The sequence below is a fragment of the Achromobacter sp. HZ34 genome, assembly GCF_002209485.1.
Taxonomy (GTDB): Bacteria; Pseudomonadota; Gammaproteobacteria; order Burkholderiales; family Burkholderiaceae_B; genus Bordetella_C.
Map to the genome: position 1 here is coordinate 280,660 of NZ_NJIX01000005.1, position 16,195 is coordinate 296,854.

Genomic DNA, 16,195 nt, shown 5'->3' on the forward strand with positions numbered 1-16,195 from the left:
CCGTGGGCGGCCCCGCCCTGCCGTCCGCCTCAGATCCAGGCGACGGCCTTGCCCACCTGCTCACGCGCTTCGATGCGCGCATGGCCCAGGGCGATCTCGTTGAAAGCGTAGCGATCCGTGATCTCGATGTGCAGGCTGCCTTCGAGGATCGCGCCGAAGACATCATCGGCGCGACGCTGCACCGTCGCGGCATCGGCCATGTGATCCGCCAGGCGCGGCCGCGTCAGGAACAGCGACCCGGCCTCGCCCAGTTCGTAAGGGTCCAGGTCCTTCACCGATCCCGACACATTGCCGTAGTTGATGACCAGCCCGCGCTTGCGCGTTGCCCGCATGCTGTCGCGTAACGTCGCCTTGCCCAGCGAATCGAACACCACGTCGACGCCACGTTTCGCCGTCAATGCCCGCACCCGGTCCGCGAACGCACCGTCGTCATAAGGCATGGCGACATCGGCGCCACGCGCCAATGCCACGGCGCGCTTGTCTTCCGTGCTCGCGGTGGCATAGACGGTGACGCCCATGCGCTTGGCCATCTGGATCAGAAGCTGGCCGATGCTACCCGACGCCGCATGCACCAGGCAGCTTGCGCCAGCAGCCAACGCCGCCACGTCATGCAGCAGGTAGTGCGCGGTGCAGCCCTGGAACATGGCCGACGCCGCGGTGTCGAACGCGATGGCGTCCGGCAGCACCGCGGCCAGCCTTGCGGGGATGGCGGCGTATTCGGCGAAGCTGCCCCAGGCGACGCACCAGGCCACGCGCTGGCCCACCGCCGGATGCTTGACCCCTTTGCCGGTGGCCACGACCACGCCGGCCCCTTCCATCCCCAATGTGCAGGGGATGCGCACGGGATAGGTAAGCGACTGCGCGTACTTGCCCTGCCGGGTGTGGATGTCCATGAAGTTCACGCCGGCGCAGGCCACCTGCACCAGGATTTCACCTTCACCCGCCACCGGCACGGGCGCATCGTCGCGCACCCGCACGACCTCCGGTCCGCCGTAGCTTTCTATGGTGATCGCCCGCATCGTTCGTGTCATACCTGTCCCCGGTGCTTCGCATGGAAGCGGTAGCCAACGCCAGAATCAAAATCAACACCACAACCGAAGCGGGCAGTTTACCTCCGGCCGGTGAAGCCGGCCCCCCGGACGCACGCCTGCGCGCCGCAAGGAACGCATTCGCACCCTGCTGGGACAGAAGGACAATTTCCACCCAGCAGGAGACCCCACCATGCCATCCCGCCAACTCAAGCTCGGCGCCTTCCTGATGCAGACCGGGCACCATATCGCCGGCTGGCGCCATCCCGCTGCGCAAGCCGACGCGGCCGTCAACTTTCGCCATTACGTGGCCCTTGCCCAGCGCGCCGAGGCCGCGAAATTCGATGCCATCTTCCTGGCGGACGCCGTCGGCGTGCGCAACCGCGACATACCCTCCCTGTCACGCACCGCGCGCAGCGATCATTTCGAACCGCTGACCCTGCTGTCGGCCCTGGCGGCCGTCACCGCACGCATCGGCCTCATCGGCACGGTCTCCACCACCTATAACGAGCCTTACCACGTGGCACGCAAGTTCGCGTCGCTGGACCACATCAGCGGTGGCCGCTCCGGCTGGAACCTGGTGACGTCCAACGGCCAGGGCGAGGCGCAGAACTTCAATGTGGACGAGCACATGGAGCACGCCAGTCGTTATGCCCGCGCGTCCGAGTTCCACGAGGTCGTGCTGGGCCTGTGGGACAGCTGGGAAGACGACGCCTTCGTGCGCGACCGCGCCAGCGGAATCTATTTCGAGCCGGACAAACTGCACCTGCTGCAACATCGCGGCGAACACTTCCAGGTGCGCGGGCCGTTGAACGTGGCGCGCTCGCCGCAAGGCCGGCCCGTCGTCGTGCAGGCCGGCGCCTCGCCCGCGGGCCGCGACCTGGCCGCGCGCACGGCTGAAGTCATCTTCGTGGCGCATCAGACGCTCGATGAAGCGCAGTCCTTCTACCGCGACATCAAGCAACGCGCGCGGCTACTTGGGCGCGATCCGGACAGCATCAAGATCCTGCCGGGCATCTCTCCTTTGGTGGGCCGCACCCAGGCCGAAGCCGACGCGAAATTCGCGCAACTGCAAGACCTGATCCATCCCGCCGTCGGCGTGCAGTTTCTGGCGACCTTGCTGAACGGCTTCGATCTGTCGAAGTATCCGGTGGACGGGCCTTTGCCCGAACTTCCGGAGACCAACGCCGGCAAGAGCCGCCAGCAATTGCTGGTCGACCTGGCCCGGCGCGACAAGCTCAGCATCCGCGAACTCTATCTGCGCGTGGCGGGCGCGCGCGCCCATCATCAGGTAGTGGGAACACCGCGGACCATCGCGGACCGCATGGAACAATGGTTCGAAGAGGAAGGCGCGGACGGCTTCAACATCATGGCGCCGACCCTTCCCGGCGGCCTGGACGACTTCATCGAACTGGTGCTGCCCGAACTGCGCCGGCGCGGCCTGTTCCGCAAGGAATACGAGGGAAGTACGCTGCGCGAGCATCTGGGCCTGGCGCGACCCGCACACCTTAAGCGGGGCTGAACCTAAGGGTAAACACGGCCTCGCAGCGGCTCATCCTTTCAGTACTCTCGGCGTCACCACAACAAAAGATTGAGGAGACAACCGAATGAGCCTGACCCCTACCCTTACCCGTCGCCTCGCGGCGCTGTTCGCCGTGACCGCCGCAGGCACCCTCGCTGCCGTCCCCGTCGTGCAGGCCAAGGATACGTGGCCTGACCACCCGATCACCATCGTTTCGCCCTATGCACCGGGCGGCACGACGGACATCCTGGCGCGGCTGTTGGCGCCGCGCCTGCAGGCCAAGTTCGGCCAGGCCATCGTCGTCGAAAACCGCGCCGGCGCGGGCGGCAATATCGGTACTGCCTATGTCGCCAAGGCCAAGCCGGACGGCTACACCTTCCTGCTGGCGGCCAGCGGTCCCATCGTGATTGCCGGCACCCTCTACAAGACGCTGCCCTATCGTCCCGGCAAGGACTTCACCGCTGTATCGCCCTTGGCCGACACCAACTTCGTGGTGGCGGTGAATACGAAATCCGGCTTGAACTCCATCCAGGACGTGATCGCCAAGGCCAAGACGGGCGACCTGTCCTTCGGTTCGGCCGGCTCGGGCACGCCGCAACACATCATCGGCGAGATGTTCAACGTCGCCACCAAGCAGAAGATCCAGCATATCCCCTACAAGGGCTCGGGTCCGCTGCTGAACGACCTGGTCGGCGGCCAGGTGCCCCTGGCATTCGAGAACCCCTTGCCCATCATGCAGCAGGTCAAGGCCGGCAATCTGAAAGTGCTGGCGGTGACCGGTTCCAAGCGATCGGCGGCCTTGCCCGATGTACCCACGCTGGCGGAGACCGGCGTCCAGGGCGTGGACGCCAAGCCCTGGTACGGCCTGCTCGGCCCGGCCGGCTTGCCCGCCGATATCACCACGCGCATGAACGAAGCGGTGCAGGAAATCCTGGCCTCGCCCGACGTCAAGGCGCAACTCGCCAGCCTGGGAGTCGAGCCCATGGTGATGAAGCCGAAGGAATACCAGGCCTTCATGGACAAGGACATCGTCCGCTGGGGCGCGGCCGTCAAGGCGTCCGGCGCCACGGTGGACTGATAAGCGCGCGCCATTGCAGCAGATCGGGCCTGAGCGCGGTCAGCAGCCGCCTCAGGCTTTTTCTATGCCGTGCAGGAACATGCCGACGAAGCAGTCCATGATTTCCTGCGCGGTTTTCTCGCCGTCAGGGCGATACCAGCGCGACAGCTGGTTCAACGACGACAGCAGGAACTTGGCCGCCAGGCTGACATCGGTATCCGGCTTGAACAGGCCCGCGGCAATGCCGTCACGCACGGCTGCCTTCAACAGCCCCTCGTAGGCGTCGCGCCACTTCACCACCAAGGCGCGATGCGCCTCGCTGTCGGTGGACCAGAACAACAAGGAGCCCGATACCCAGCTGTCGTGGCATTCCTCGTAATACGCGATCGACGCACGCATGAAAGCCCGCAGGCGTTGCGCGGGGTCGGCGCCTTCGTCCTGCATCGCCGTGTGCACCCGATTGAACAAGGTCTCCATGCCGGACGCCACCAGGCTGCGGTACAGCGTCTCCTTGTCCGGAAAGTGGTGGTACAGCGCCGACTTCGATATCCCCACCTCGGCCGCGATCATGTTCAACGACGTGCCCTGGTAGCCATGGCGCGCGAACAGGCGCCGCGCCTCATCGATGATCTGGTCGTAACGCCCGGGATCCCGCGCTGTCATGGTGTTCGATCCTGTCGTCCATAAAGTGGAGGGGGGATGATAAGGGAATATCCCAGGGGTGGACTTTCGTGAGAAAGGGTCTAAGATTCCATCCAACCGACCGGTCGGTCGGTTCGTGTGAATCTACTCGGACCGCCGCTGGAAAACAAGTTTTGCCGCCCCCGGTGTAAGCCAGGGCGCGGACGAGACGATAGATTGGTGGAGACAGGATGCGCAGCGAAACGCGAGTTTTGCTGGTCAGCGGCTTATGCGGCGGTTTGCTTGCCATGGCGTCTTCTTGCCTGGCGGCGGCCCCCTATCCGACCCAGCCCATACGCCTGATCGTTCCCTTCGCGCCCGGCGGCGGCGCCGATGCCAACGCCCGGCGCGTCGCCGAGCCCTGGTCCAAGGCCTTGGGGCAATCCATCGTGGTGGAAAACAAGCCGGGCGCCGGCGGCACGCTGGGCGCCAGCTTCGTAGCGCAAGCGCCGCATGACGGCTACACCTTGCTGTATGCCACGCCGGGCCAGCAGATGACCGCGCCCTATCTGTTCAAGAACCTCGCCTACGATCCGTTCAAGAGCCTGGTTCCGGTGGGCAAGCTGAGCGTGGGCGCCAATGTGCTGGTGGTCACCAAGAGCCTGCCGGTGCACAACGTCCAGGAGTTGATCGACTACGCCCGCGCCCATCCCGGCAAGCTGGGGTTCGCCAGTTCAGGCGTCGGGTCCACCAGCCATCTGGCCGGCGAATTGTTCAAGCAGAAGGCGGGCGTGGATATCTTCCACGTGCCTTATCGCGGCACGGGGCCGGCCCGCACCGACCTGATGAGCGGCCAGGTGCCCATGACCATAGACACGCTCAGCGTCTATCTACCCTTGATCCAGTCGGGCGACGTGCGCGCGCTGGGGGTTTCCACGCTGAAGCGCGATCCCGCTTTTCCCGACCTTCCGGCCATCGCGGAAACCCTGCCGGGCTTCGAGGCGGTGCCGGTCAACTACATCGCCGCGCCCGCCGGCACGCCACGCGCGGTCATCGACAAGCTCAACGCCACCTTGAACCAGGTGATCGCCGACCCGCGCGTGCGCAACAGCTTCGAGAAAGGCACTTCGCTGGAAGGCGGCTCGCCGCAGGAGATGGAACAGTTGATCACCACCGAGCAGGCCAAGTGGAAGGCCTTGATCGAACGGGCGGGCATCAAGCCGGAATAGCTTGGCAAGCCCGAGCTTGCCGCAAGCCCGCAAAAAAAGAGGCGTCCACAGCGACGCCCACGGGGGACTGAACAGCAGGAGATCAGGTATGAGCAAGTGCTTGTATGCGCGCATCGCATCGGTGGCGGTGTTCGCATGGTTGACGGCGGCAGCCGCCGTGGCAGTCGATGCAGTCCCCCCCGTCCATGCCGCCGAGGCCAGATACCCCAGCCAGCCGGTAACCATCATCGTCCCGTATGCGCCGGGCGGCGTCACCGACCTGTACGGCCGGTCCATCGCCGAATACCTGGGCCGTACCTGGAACGTCCCCGTCATCGTCAAGAACGAAGGCGGCGGCGGCACGATGATAGGCACGCAGACCGTGGCCCGCGCCGAGCCCGACGGCAACACCATCCTGTTGACCAGCTACGCCTTCACCTCGAACCCGATCGTGCGCAAGGACATGAGCTACGCACCCGATGCATTGCGGCCGGTCATGCTGCTGGGCAACAGCAGCAATATGCTGGTGGTCTCGGCCCGCTCCGACCTGCACACGCTGGATGACGTATTGGCCAAGGCACGCAAATCCCCGGGCAACCTGCGCCTGGCCTCTTCCGGCGTGGCCTCCAGCCCCCACATCGCGGCGGAACTGTGGGCCCATGCGGTGGGCGTGCAGATCACGCACGTCCCCTATCGCGGCACCGCGCCGGCCATGAATGACGTCCTGGCCGGCCAGGTGGACGGCATCTTCGATGGCCCCTCCTCCATGAGTTCGGTGAAGGCCGGCCGCCTGCGCGCCATCGCCATCGCCAGTGCGCAGCCCCATCCTGGCGCCCCTGGCGTGCCGACCTTCCGCAGCCTGGGCGAGGACCTGGTGTTCGGCAGCTGGTTCGGCTTCTTCGTGCCCAAGGGTACGCCGGACACCATCGTCTCTCGCCTGAATGCCGACCTGCGTCACGCCGTCAACGACCCCAGGACGCGCGCCGCCATCGATACGACCGCGCTGCTGGTGCAGGACGGCACGCCCCAGCAATTCGCCGACTTCCTGGCCAAGGAAAGCTTGCGCTTGAAAGCATTGGTGGAGAGCGGCGCGGACTTCACGCCGCAATGACGCCTGCGCGGTCTGCCGAATACCCCTTCCCATTTTCAGCCGGCCCCCTGCGCCGGCACGCCACAGGAGCGCAAGATGAGCTATGAATGCCTGGAAGTACAGCGCGATGGCCACGTCGCCATCGTTTACCTCAACCGTCCGCCGGTCAACGCGCAGAATGCGCAGATGCGCGCCGAGATCGTCGAGGTCTTCGACAGTTTCAACGATGACGACGACGTGCGCTGCGTCGTCCTGGCCAGCAAGGCCAAGGTGTTCTCCGCCGGCGCCGACGTCTCCGAACGGCCCGCCATCAAGCAGCGTGGCCCGGGCGCCTATTGGAAGCACAACCGGCTGGTGCGCGAATCGTCGCTCTCGATCCAGGAATGCAACAAGCCCGTCATCGCCGCCGTCAACGGCGCGGCTCTGGGCGCGGGCTTCGGCCTGATGGCGTCCTGCGACATCTGGGTGGCCTCGAAGGACGCCTACGTCGCCATGCCCGAGATCAACGTCGGCCTGGCCGGTGGTACCGCCCTGCTGCAACGGGTATTCGGCAAGTCGCGCGCGCGCCGCATGTTCTTCACCGGCATGAAGGTTTCCGCCGACGAGCTGTATCGCCTGGGTTTGATCGAAGCCAGCCTGCCGCCGGAAGAACTGATGCCCTACGTGATGGAACTGGCGCACGAGATCGCCGGCAAGGCGCCCATCGCGCTGCGCTACGCCAAGGAGGCCGCGCAGGTCACCTCGTCCATGCCGCCGCGCGAAGGCTATCGCTACGAGCAGAACATCACCGTGGCCTTGTCGAATACGGAAGACGCCCGCGAAGCGCAACAGGCTTTCCTGGAAAAGCGCGCGCCCGTCTACAAGGGTCGCTGACATGCCGGATATGCTGAACCCCGATTTCCTGTCGCTGCCGTCCAGCGGCCATCGAGAAACCGCCGAGGACGCGGCGTTCCGCGCTGAACTGCATGCCTTCGCGCGCGAGCATTGTCCGCCGGACCTCCGCGCCCTGGTCGCGGCCGGCGGCAAGATCACGCGCAAGACCTATGCGCGCTGGCAGCAGATCCTGCACACGCGCGGCTGGTCGGCGCCCAGCTGGCCGGTGGAACACGGCGGCACGGGCTGGAACCTGCGCCAGCGCACCATCTTCGAAGAAGTGATGGCGGACAACGATTGCCCGCCGCTGTATCACCATGGCCTGGGACACATCGGCCCGGTGATCATGCATTTCGGCACGGCGGAGCAGAAGTCGCACTTCCTGCCGCGCATCCTGGATACCACCGACTGGTGGTGCCAGGGCTATTCCGAACCGGGCGCCGGTTCGGACCTGGCGTCGCTGAAAACCCCGGCCGTGCGCGATGGCGACGCTTACGTCATCAATGGCCAGAAGATCTGGACATCGCATGCCCAGGAAGCCAATCGCATCTATCTGCTGGCACGCACCGCGCGCGGCGAGCGCAAGCAGGACGGCATCTCGCTGTTTCTCATCGACATGGACACCCCGGGCATCAGCGTGCGCCCGATCCGCACCATAGACGGCTGGCACCATGTCAACGAAGTGTTCCTGGACGACGTGCGCGTTCCGGCGGCGCGGCTGCTGGGCGAAGAAGGCAAGGGCTGGGCATGCGCCAAGTACCTGCTGGAACGCGAACGCCTGCCGGCCGCCAGCGTCGCCACGCTGATGCGGCAATGGCGGCAGGTGGCGCGCCTGCTGGAGACGCGCCGGGCGCAAGAGCCCCTGCGCGACTACGGCAGCCTGGACGCCGCGCTGCTGACACAGGCGGCGCGCATCAAGGGCGCTCGCGAGATGCTGGCCTCGGCAACGGAGACGATGATGCGCAAGGAGCCCCTGGACGCGCGCCCCTCGGCCTTGAAGCTCGCCTGCAGCGGCGTGGCGCAGTCGCTCAGCCGCATCGCCTTGATGGCCGTCGGCCCCACGGGCAGCCGCCGCTTCCTGCCTGAGTCCGAGGTTGACTCTGGCGCCGGTATCGACTCCGGCGCCGCGGCCGCACGGGAGTCTGGCATGGCGGTTCAGAACTATCTTTATGGACGATCCAAGACCATCGCCGGCGGCACTACCGAGGTGCAACTCAACGTCGTGGCGCGGTCCTTGTTCGGAGTTTGAAGCATGCCTTTTGAACCCAAGACAGCTTTTCCCGGCCTGTTGGCCGACAGCGCGGCGCGGGTCGCGCAAGACCTGGCCGCGGCGTACCCCAAGCCCGCCGATCCCGCCGTGATCGCGGAGATGGGCTGGAACGCCGTGCTCATCCCTGAAGCCCTGGGCGGCTTCGGCGGTGAATTCGCGGATCTGGCATCCATCGTCGAAGCGCTGGCACTGCAGGCGACCGACCTGCCCATCATCACGCGTTGCGGCGTGGTGCCCGCCATGCTGGCCGCGCTGGCTGACGGCGCACGCGCCCAAGCCTTGCTGACGAGTTGCGCGGAGGGCGCCGTGGTGCTGGAATTGGGCGGACCGTTGTCCGCCAGCGATGCCGTCGCGCCGCTGGCATTGGCGCGGGCTGACTCGGACGGGGGCGCGCATCACGTCACCGGCAAGACGGTGGAGATGCCCTGGACCGAGGACTGCACCCATGTCTTGCTGGTCTGCGCGGATGTCGATGACGGGACGCCGATGCTGGCCTGCGTGGATGCCGATCGCCTGCGCAAGCACGGCGGCGGCGCGGTCTTCCAGACCATGGATGAAGTCCGCGTGTGCGTGTGTGAGGTGCACGATCTGCCGCTTGCCGACGATGACGTCTTGGCCAGCGGCGCCGATGCCAAAGGCGCGCTCGACGCCGGCTGGCGCGTGGCGGTGGCAGCCACCGCCACGGACACGGTCTGCGCCATGAGCAGCGTGCTGGGACGCACCATCACCTATCTGCTGGAACGCCAGCAATTCGGCCAGCCATTGGCGCAATTCCAGGCCCTGCGCCACGATGTCGCGCGGCTATACGTCAGCTATGAGATCTGCCGCAGCCTGCTGCAGGCGACATTGCGGGAGATGGCTGCATCCCCAGCCGTGCAGCACAACGCCGGCGCCTTCGATCTGCTGGGCATGTACACCAGCGAAGCAGCCATCGACTACGCCGAAACCGTGATCCAGTTGCATGGCGGCATGGGCATGACGCGGGAAATGCCCGCGGCCAGGCTGGCCACGCGCCTGCTGGCCAACGCCATGCGCTTCGGCGATACGCTGTCCCATCGCCAAAGCCTGAACCGCCTGCGCACGAGGACCGCCCCATGACCGGCCATTCACATCCCCTGCAGCCCTTCTTCGACCCCGCTTCGGTGGCCATCATAGGGGCGTCATCGGATCCGGACAAACTGGGTGGACGGCCTATCCGCTATCTGCGCGATGCGGGCTACGCCGGCCATATCTATCCCATCAATCCGAAAGCAGACACGGTGCAAGGACTGCGTGCCTATGCCAGCCTGGCGGACGTGCCGGGGCCAGTGGACCAGGCGCTGATCATCGTCCCGGCGGCAGCCGCGCAGCAGGCCTTGCAGGCCTGCATCGACAAGGGCATCCGCCATGTGCAGGTGCTGAGTTCCGGCTTTGCCGAGGAAGACGACGCCGGCCGCCAGCGCCAGGACGACCTGGCCAAGCTGGCCACCGCGCATGGCGTGCGGCTGACGGGGCCCAACTGCCTGGGCATCGTCAGCGTCGCCAACCGCTTCTATGCCACCTTTTCCACCGCGTTGGAGGCCTTGGTGCCGCAAGCCGGCGGCATCAGCTTCGCCACGCAGAGCGGCGCCTTCGGCTCATGCGCCTATGCGCAGGCGATACAGCGCGGCCTGGGCATCGCGCGCATCGTCGCCACCGGCAATGAAGTGGATGTCGACGTAGCGCAATGCATCGACTTCCTGGCGTCCGATCCCCACACACAAGTGATCTGCGCCGCCATCGAGGGCTGCCGTGACGGCGATGTGTTGCGCCGTGCGCTGTTGAAGGCGGCGGCCGCCGCCAAGCCCGTCATCCTGATGAAGGTGGGCGCGTCGGCGCGCGGCCAGCAGGCGGCGGCCACGCACACCGGCGCCGTTGCCGGCAACGACCGGGTCTTCGATGCAGTGGCGCGGGAATGCGGCGCCTGGCGGGCCGGCAGCATCGAGCAGATGCTGGACATCGCCTATCTGTGCACGCATCTGCCGCGGCCCGCCAATGCACGCGCGGGCGTCGTGACGGTATCCGGCGGCATCGGCGTGCTGATGGCGGATGACGCCGAGCGCTGCGGGGTGGACATGCCCGCCCTGCCCGCGGACGTCCAGGCGCATGTGCATGAGCGCGTGCCCTTCGCCATCGGCGCGAATCCGCTGGACACCACGGCGCAGATCGGCGTGATCAAGAACGGCCTGACCGATCTGGTCGGACTGCTGTTGCGCGACACCGACTGGTCCACGCTGTTCGTTTACATGGCGCAGATCCCTTGCGATGAACGGCGTTTTCCGCCCATGCTGGAGGAACTGGCGAAGCTGCGGGAACAGCATCCCGATCGCTTGATCGTGCTGGTGGGGCCGCACAGCGAAGCCATGCGCGCGGCCATCGAAGCACAACGCATGGTGATTTTCGCGGATCCCGGGCGAGCCATGGCCGCCGTGGGCGCGGCCTGCGGGCTGCAGGCGCGCCGGCGCGACTTGCCCGGCGTTGCGACGGTTTCAGACACATCGCGCGCCGATCCGCTGGTGCCTTTGCCCGCGCCCGGCACTCGGCTCGACGAATGGCAGGCCAAGCAGGTCCTGCAGCGTTACGGCCTGCCCATGCTGCGCGAGACCTTATGCGCGGATGCCGATGATGCCGTGCGCGCGGCGCAGGCGGCCGGGTATCCGGTGGCGGCCAAGATCGTCTCGGTGGATGTTCCGCACAAGACGGAGATTGGCGGCGTGCTGTTGAACCTGCGCGACGATCATGCCGTGCGGCAGGCTTTCCATCTGCTGCGTCAACGCGGCCTGGCGCATGCATCGGCGGACCGCATCGCGGGCGTTCTCATCGCGCCCATGAGCGCGCCTGGCACGGAGACCATATTGGGCATACACATGGATCCGCTGTTCGGCCCCATGGTGATGTTCGGCCTGGGCGGCGTGGCCGTCGAACTGTTCCAGGACGTCGCCTTCGCCAGCGCCCCCTTGACGGAAGCACGGGCGGCCGCGTTGATCGAATCGGTCCGCTCGGCGCGCCTGCTGCAAGGTTGGCGCGGCCAGGCAGCCGTCGACATTGCCGCGCTCCGGCAAGCGCTGATGGCGCTATCCCGTTTCGCCCACGACTGGCGCGCAGTCCTGTCCGGCGTCGATGTGAACCCTTTCGTGCTGCGGCCCGATGGCGCGGTGTGCCTGGATGCGTTGATTACGTTGCGGGGAGCAGTCGCACAGGACGGGTCGTAGTGATTTGCGGACTGGAGGAAAACAGAAGGCGCCCGCGGTGGCGGCACCGTGCCGTGAACCGCCACCGGAAACTCCCGGCTATAGGCATGCTCGCGACATGGCGTTACCATGTCAATTAATTCGCCTACCTGTATTACTACTTCGGATCGAGCGAGGTCACCGTGGCCATCTCCCCGTTGAGCGATTTCGCCTACAAGCAAGTCCTGACCATGGTCGAGGCCATGACGCCGGAGCAGCGCTTGCCCAGCGAGGACGATCTGTCACGCCAGCTGGGCGTGTCCAGGCCGGTATTGCGCCAGGCCTTGGCGCGCCTGCGTACGGAAGGCTGGGTCTATGCCCGGCGTGGCGCGGGTAATTTCGTCGGCGAGCCGCCCGCCCTGCAAAGCGCCACCTTCGGCCCTCTGCACAGTATTCCCGACGTACGCAGCTTCCTGGAATTCCGCTGCCTGCTCGAAGCAGAAAGCGCAGCCTGCGCGGCCCGTTGCGGCGATCCCAACCTGCGCGATGAAATCACCCGGCGGCGCCGTCAGCTGGAAAGCGCGCTGGCGCATGGCGAGCTGGGCGTCGAAGAAGATATCGCCTTTCACGCGGCCATCGCGGCGGCCAGCGGCAACCGGTTCTTCAGCCTGACCATGAATGCGCTGGCGGAGCAGACCCGGGTATCGATAAGGCTGATCCGCGAACTGTCTCCTCAGCCCATGGTGCGCCGCTCGGTGGACGTGCGCAATGAACATCGTGCCATCGACGACGCCATCCAGGCGGGGGATGCGGATGCCGCGCGCGAAGCCATGCTGAGTCATCTACGCGGCGGACTGACACGGCTGTTCGGCCGCGCAGCGCCGGTCACCGAGAACGATCAGCACCACGCGCCTTCCTCGGCATCGAGGCATTGAGGGGCCGTTCCGTGGCGGCATGCTGGCTTGAATGCCTATAATGCGATTAATTACTCATATTCTTGCGACGACGTTTTCCGGCCGTTGGCCGGAGCGCGGTGCTGCTTATGGCGCATCATCATGACCACTCGTACCGGCCCCAGGATATCCACCCGCAAACAGCCCAAACAGGCCCGTTCGACCGAGCTCGTCGCGGCCATCCTGCAGGCAGCGGAGCAGGTCCTGGCGGAGGAAGGCGCGACGCGCTTCACGACGGCGCGCGTGGCGGAGAAGGCGGGCGTCAGCATCGGTTCGCTGTACCAGTATTTCCCCAACAAGGCGGCCATCCTGTTTCGGCTGCAAAGCGACGAATGGCGGCAAACCCAGGATATGCTGCGCAATATCCTGGAGGACGCGCGCCATCCGCCGCTTACCCGCCTGCGCAACCTCGTCCATGCGTTTCTCAAGAGCGAGTGCGACGAAGCCGCCATGCGCACCGCCTTGAACGACGCCGCGCCGCTGTATCGTGATGCGCCCGAGACGCGCGAAGTGAAGGCCAATGGCCAGCGCACCATCCAGGCGTTCATCGACGAGGCCCTTCCCCATGCTTCGGCCGCCCAGCGCACCCTGGCCGGCGACGTCATCAACGCCACCCTGGGCGCCGTCGGCAAGCTATACTCAGAACGCCCGCGCAAGGCCGCGGAAATCACCACCTACGCCAACGCCATCGCCGATATGCTGTGCGCCTATATCGAGAAGATTGGTGAAAAGTGAATCCCGGCCCTGTCCTGCCGCCGGCCCTTCGCCAGTCGATAGCAAACCCGTGGCCTCGCCCTGCCTGAATCCCGATCATGTCCATCCAAAAAGAAGCGTTTGAAGTGCGCCGGCTGACCCCCGCGGATGCGGCCGGCTTCCAGGCATTGCGGCTTGCCGCCCTGGAAGAATGTCCCACGGCTTTCGGCGCCAGCCTGGAGGACGAGCGTGCGCTTGAGTTGCAGGCGGTCGCCCAGCGGATTGCGCCGGCGGACCATGGCGATGCGGGCGGGGTAGGTGCATTCGATGGGCCGGACCTGGTGGGTATCGCCTGCGTCTTTCGCGCGCGCGGCCGTAAGGAAAGGCACAAGGCTTACCTGGTGTCGGTCTACGTCGCACCGGCCTGGCGGGGCAAGGGCCTGTCCGGCAAGGTCGTGGACGCTGCCATAGGCCTGGCGCGCGCCATGCCCGGTGTGCGGCGCATCAATCTCACCGTGAATGTGGCGAACCGATCCGCGCTGGCGCTGTATCGCCGGCGCGGTTTCGAGGTGTACGGCCAGGAAGCTGAGGGCTTGTGCGTCGACGGTGTCTATCAGGACGAATACCTGATGTCACTGGTGCTTCATTAGAAAAACTGCATTAGCGATAAACAAAAACTCGATATTCTTTGACGTCTGGAATCGCTAAGATGACCTCCATCCAATATGAGATGACCGGCTGCGGGTAGCGGGTCCAAGAAGAAAGATGGAAGAGACTACGCTCAGCACGGGCGCGCGCGTACGGGACGCTTTGCCGCCCGGCGCCTGCGATTCCCACTTGCACCTGTACGACACGGCGATCATCGACGCGCCGGCCGCGCCCAATCCGCTGGCCGGCTGCACCCCCATCCGCTACCGCGCCCTGCGCGACAGCCTGGGCCTGCAACGCGCGGTCGTCGTCACGCCGGCACCGCATGTCGTCGACAACCGCGTCACCCTGGCCGCCATCCAGACCCTGGGCGCGGCCGCTACGCGTGGCGTGGGCGTGGTCTTTCCCGACGTGACGGACGCCGAATTGCGGCACCTGCACGACGGCGGCATCCGTGGCATACGCTTCACTGTCGCCATCCCGCGCACGGCCGTCACCCGCATCGACATGCTTCCGGCCCTCGGGCCACGGGTGCATGAACTGGGCTGGCATGTGCAGTTGCACATGACGCCCGAGCAAATCGTCGAAAGCCAGTCCATCATCGAGCAACTGCCCTGCGGCATCGTGTTCGACCACATGGCGCGCCTGGCGGACGGGCCCTCGGATGAACGCGCCTGGGCCATCGTCCAGGATCGCCTGCAAGCCGGCAAGACCTGGGTCAAGCTGTCCGGCGAATACCTGGCGGCGGATGCCGCGACGGCGCAGGACGTGGCCAGGAAGCTGGCCGCCGCCGCACCCGAGCGCATGGTCTGGGGCACCGACTGGCCCCATCCGACCGAAATGCCCAATCCGCCTGAAACCGCCAGCACGCTGGACACCCTGGCGGCCTGGGTTCCCGATGCCAAGCACCGGCACCGCATCCTGGTGGACAACCCCGCGCAGCTCTACGGTTTCCAGCAGGACCTGTAGCCGGCGCGGCGCAAGCGCCAGCCACGGCAAACCACTCACCCAAAAACCGGCACCCATAGCCGGACAGGCACACAGCCACAACAAGTATCCGGAGACATTCATGCAAGGCTTCCAACGTATCCGCAGGGGACTGCTTCTGGCCGCCGCGTTCGCGGCCGCGCCGCTGGCCGCCCACGCCGCCTGGCCCGAGCAACCGATCCGTCTGATCGTGCCTTATGCCGCGGGCGGCGGCGCCGACAACGTCGCGCGCGTCATCGCCGGTCCGCTGGGCGAGAAGCTGGGCCAGAGCATCATCATCGAAAATCGCCCGGGCGCGGGCGCCACGATCGCGGAAGGCGTCGTCGCCCGCTCGGCGCCGGACGGCTACACGGTGCTGTACGACACCTTCACCTACGCCGTCAACGCGTCGCTGCGCAAGCTCAACTTCAACCCATCCAAGGACCTGACCCCGGTCGCCATCACGGCCACGGCGCCCCTGATCCTGGTGGTGAACCCCAAGGTGCCGGCGCACAACCTGGCTGAGTTCGTGACCCTGGCCAAGGATCCCAACAACAAGGTGACGTACGCCTCGTATGGCATCGGCAGCGCGGCGCACCTGGCGGCCGAACTGCTGGCCCGCGAGGCCAAGCTCAGCATGCTGCACATCCCCTACAAGGGCGGCGCGCCGGCCCTGGTGGACCTGGTCGGAGGCCAGGTGAACGCGTACTTCGCCAATGCATCATCCGGCTTGCCCTATGTGCGCAACGGCACGCTGCGCGCGCTGGCGGTATCATCGACCAAGCGCCTGGCTACCCTGCCTGACGTTCCCACCGTCGCGGAAAGCGGCTATCCCGGCTTCGATGTGCTGGAATGGCATGGCGTCTTCGTTCCCACCGGCACGCCTCCCGATGTCGCGAAGAAACTCGCCGACGCGCTGCAGGCGGTCATCAGCTCGCCCGACGTGGTGAAGCGGCTGAACAGCCTGGGCATCGATCCCAGCACCATTCCTCCGGCGGGCGCGAAAGCCTACATCGATGACCAGGTGCAGCGCTGGTCCACGCTGATCAAGGACCGCAATATTTCCCTGGAATAGCGC

General features: G+C 66.2%; 15 protein-coding genes. 13 read left to right on the forward strand and 2 right to left on the reverse strand.

What is annotated here, in order from left to right:
* Nucleotides 1-29: 29 nt before the first annotated feature.
* Nucleotides 30-1,019, reverse strand: coding sequence for a quinone oxidoreductase (locus CEY05_RS20955; RefSeq protein WP_088597398.1), 990 nt, complete (start codon nt 1,017-1,019; stop codon nt 30-32).
* A gap of 202 nt (nt 1,020-1,221) precedes the next feature.
* Here CEY05_RS20955 and CEY05_RS20960 point away from each other — a divergent pair, with 202 nt between their 5' ends.
* Together CEY05_RS20960 and CEY05_RS20965 are read left to right on the forward strand one after the other, a co-directional pair.
* Complete coding sequence (locus tag CEY05_RS20960; protein ID WP_088597397.1) at nt 1,222-2,550, forward strand: LLM class flavin-dependent oxidoreductase; 1,329 nt, start codon at nt 1,222-1,224, stop codon at nt 2,548-2,550.
* Between the two features lie 85 nt (nt 2,551-2,635).
* Complete coding sequence (locus CEY05_RS20965) at nt 2,636-3,628, forward strand: tripartite tricarboxylate transporter substrate binding protein (protein ID WP_088597396.1); 993 nt, start codon at nt 2,636-2,638, stop codon at nt 3,626-3,628.
* A gap of 51 nt (nt 3,629-3,679) precedes the next feature.
* Here CEY05_RS20965 and CEY05_RS20970 read toward each other — a convergent pair whose 3' ends face one another.
* Complete coding sequence (locus CEY05_RS20970) at nt 3,680-4,270, reverse strand: TetR/AcrR family transcriptional regulator (RefSeq protein ID WP_088597395.1); 591 nt, start codon at nt 4,268-4,270, stop codon at nt 3,680-3,682.
* Nucleotides 4,271-4,479: 209 nt separating this feature from the next.
* Here CEY05_RS20970 and CEY05_RS20975 point away from each other — a divergent pair, with 209 nt between their 5' ends.
* The 11 genes from CEY05_RS20975 (at nt 4,480) to CEY05_RS21025 (ending at nt 16,192) form a co-directional block, all read left to right on the forward strand.
* Nucleotides 4,480-5,457: a tripartite tricarboxylate transporter substrate binding protein gene (locus tag CEY05_RS20975; RefSeq protein ID WP_088597394.1), complete on the forward strand. Its 978-nt coding sequence runs from the start codon at nt 4,480-4,482 to the stop codon at nt 5,455-5,457.
* Between the two features lie 88 nt (nt 5,458-5,545).
* Nucleotides 5,546-6,547 (forward strand): tripartite tricarboxylate transporter substrate binding protein, encoded by a 1,002-nt coding sequence (locus tag CEY05_RS20980; protein ID WP_088597393.1) that lies wholly within the window; start codon nt 5,546-5,548, stop codon nt 6,545-6,547.
* A gap of 75 nt (nt 6,548-6,622) precedes the next feature.
* Nucleotides 6,623-7,399 carry an enoyl-CoA hydratase/isomerase family protein gene (locus CEY05_RS20985; protein ID WP_088597392.1) on the forward strand — a complete coding sequence of 259 codons (777 nt, stop codon included), beginning with the start codon at nt 6,623-6,625 and terminating at the stop codon, nt 7,397-7,399.
* Nucleotide 7,400: 1 nt separating this feature from the next.
* The gene (locus CEY05_RS20990; protein WP_233161628.1) at nt 7,401-8,648 is read left to right on the forward strand and encodes an acyl-CoA dehydrogenase family protein; all 1,248 of its coding nucleotides are present in this window, start codon (nt 7,401-7,403) and stop codon (nt 8,646-8,648) included.
* 3 nt (nt 8,649-8,651) lie between these two features.
* Nucleotides 8,652-9,767: an acyl-CoA dehydrogenase family protein gene (locus CEY05_RS20995; RefSeq protein WP_088597391.1), complete on the forward strand. Its 1,116-nt coding sequence runs from the start codon at nt 8,652-8,654 to the stop codon at nt 9,765-9,767.
* Nucleotides 9,764-11,899, forward strand: coding sequence for an acetate--CoA ligase family protein (locus CEY05_RS21000; protein WP_088597390.1), 2,136 nt, complete (start codon nt 9,764-9,766; stop codon nt 11,897-11,899). The genes CEY05_RS20995 and CEY05_RS21000 overlap by 4 nt, the downstream gene beginning before the upstream one ends.
* 161 nt (nt 11,900-12,060) lie before the next feature.
* A complete protein-coding gene (locus CEY05_RS21005; protein WP_143220546.1) occupies nt 12,061-12,792 on the forward strand; it encodes a FadR/GntR family transcriptional regulator in 732 nt (243 codons plus the stop codon).
* 120 nt (nt 12,793-12,912) lie between these two features.
* Nucleotides 12,913-13,545 (forward strand): TetR family transcriptional regulator, encoded by a 633-nt coding sequence (locus tag CEY05_RS21010; protein ID WP_088597388.1) that lies wholly within the window; start codon nt 12,913-12,915, stop codon nt 13,543-13,545.
* 77 nt (nt 13,546-13,622) lie between these two features.
* Nucleotides 13,623-14,153: a GNAT family N-acetyltransferase gene (locus CEY05_RS21015; protein WP_088597387.1), complete on the forward strand. Its 531-nt coding sequence runs from the start codon at nt 13,623-13,625 to the stop codon at nt 14,151-14,153.
* A 115-nt stretch (nt 14,154-14,268) separates the two neighbouring features.
* The gene (locus CEY05_RS21020; RefSeq protein WP_088597386.1) at nt 14,269-15,120 is read left to right on the forward strand and encodes an amidohydrolase; all 852 of its coding nucleotides are present in this window, start codon (nt 14,269-14,271) and stop codon (nt 15,118-15,120) included.
* A 100-nt stretch (nt 15,121-15,220) separates the two neighbouring features.
* Nucleotides 15,221-16,192 (forward strand): tripartite tricarboxylate transporter substrate binding protein, encoded by a 972-nt coding sequence (locus CEY05_RS21025; RefSeq protein WP_088597385.1) that lies wholly within the window; start codon nt 15,221-15,223, stop codon nt 16,190-16,192.
* The last annotated feature ends 3 nt before the right edge of the window (nt 16,193-16,195 follow it).

Bases quoted from the DNA above. Each gene is read 5' to 3' on its own strand.
- CEY05_RS21000 (WP_088597390.1), top strand. From the start codon at position 9,764: ATGACCGGCCATTCACATCCCCTGCAGCCCTTCTTCGACCCCGCTTCG.
- CEY05_RS20990 (WP_233161628.1), top strand. From the start codon at position 7,401: ATGCCGGATATGCTGAACCCCGATTTCCTGTCGCTGCCGTCCAGCGGC.
- CEY05_RS20970 (WP_088597395.1), bottom strand. From the start codon at position 4,270: ATGACAGCGCGGGATCCCGGGCGTTACGACCAGATCATCGATGAGGCG.
- CEY05_RS20955 (WP_088597398.1), bottom strand. From the start codon at position 1,019: ATGCGGGCGATCACCATAGAAAGCTACGGCGGACCGGAGGTCGTGCGG.
- CEY05_RS20980 (WP_088597393.1), top strand. From the start codon at position 5,546: ATGAGCAAGTGCTTGTATGCGCGCATCGCATCGGTGGCGGTGTTCGCA.
- CEY05_RS20975 (WP_088597394.1), top strand. From the start codon at position 4,480: ATGCGCAGCGAAACGCGAGTTTTGCTGGTCAGCGGCTTATGCGGCGGT.
- CEY05_RS21020 (WP_088597386.1), top strand. From the start codon at position 14,269: ATGGAAGAGACTACGCTCAGCACGGGCGCGCGCGTACGGGACGCTTTG.
- CEY05_RS21025 (WP_088597385.1), top strand. From the start codon at position 15,221: ATGCAAGGCTTCCAACGTATCCGCAGGGGACTGCTTCTGGCCGCCGCG.
- CEY05_RS20965 (WP_088597396.1), top strand. From the start codon at position 2,636: ATGAGCCTGACCCCTACCCTTACCCGTCGCCTCGCGGCGCTGTTCGCC.
- CEY05_RS20985 (WP_088597392.1), top strand. From the start codon at position 6,623: ATGAGCTATGAATGCCTGGAAGTACAGCGCGATGGCCACGTCGCCATC.
- CEY05_RS21015 (WP_088597387.1), top strand. From the start codon at position 13,623: ATGTCCATCCAAAAAGAAGCGTTTGAAGTGCGCCGGCTGACCCCCGCG.
- CEY05_RS20995 (WP_088597391.1), top strand. From the start codon at position 8,652: ATGCCTTTTGAACCCAAGACAGCTTTTCCCGGCCTGTTGGCCGACAGC.
- CEY05_RS21010 (WP_088597388.1), top strand. From the start codon at position 12,913: ATGACCACTCGTACCGGCCCCAGGATATCCACCCGCAAACAGCCCAAA.
- CEY05_RS20960 (WP_088597397.1), top strand. From the start codon at position 1,222: ATGCCATCCCGCCAACTCAAGCTCGGCGCCTTCCTGATGCAGACCGGG.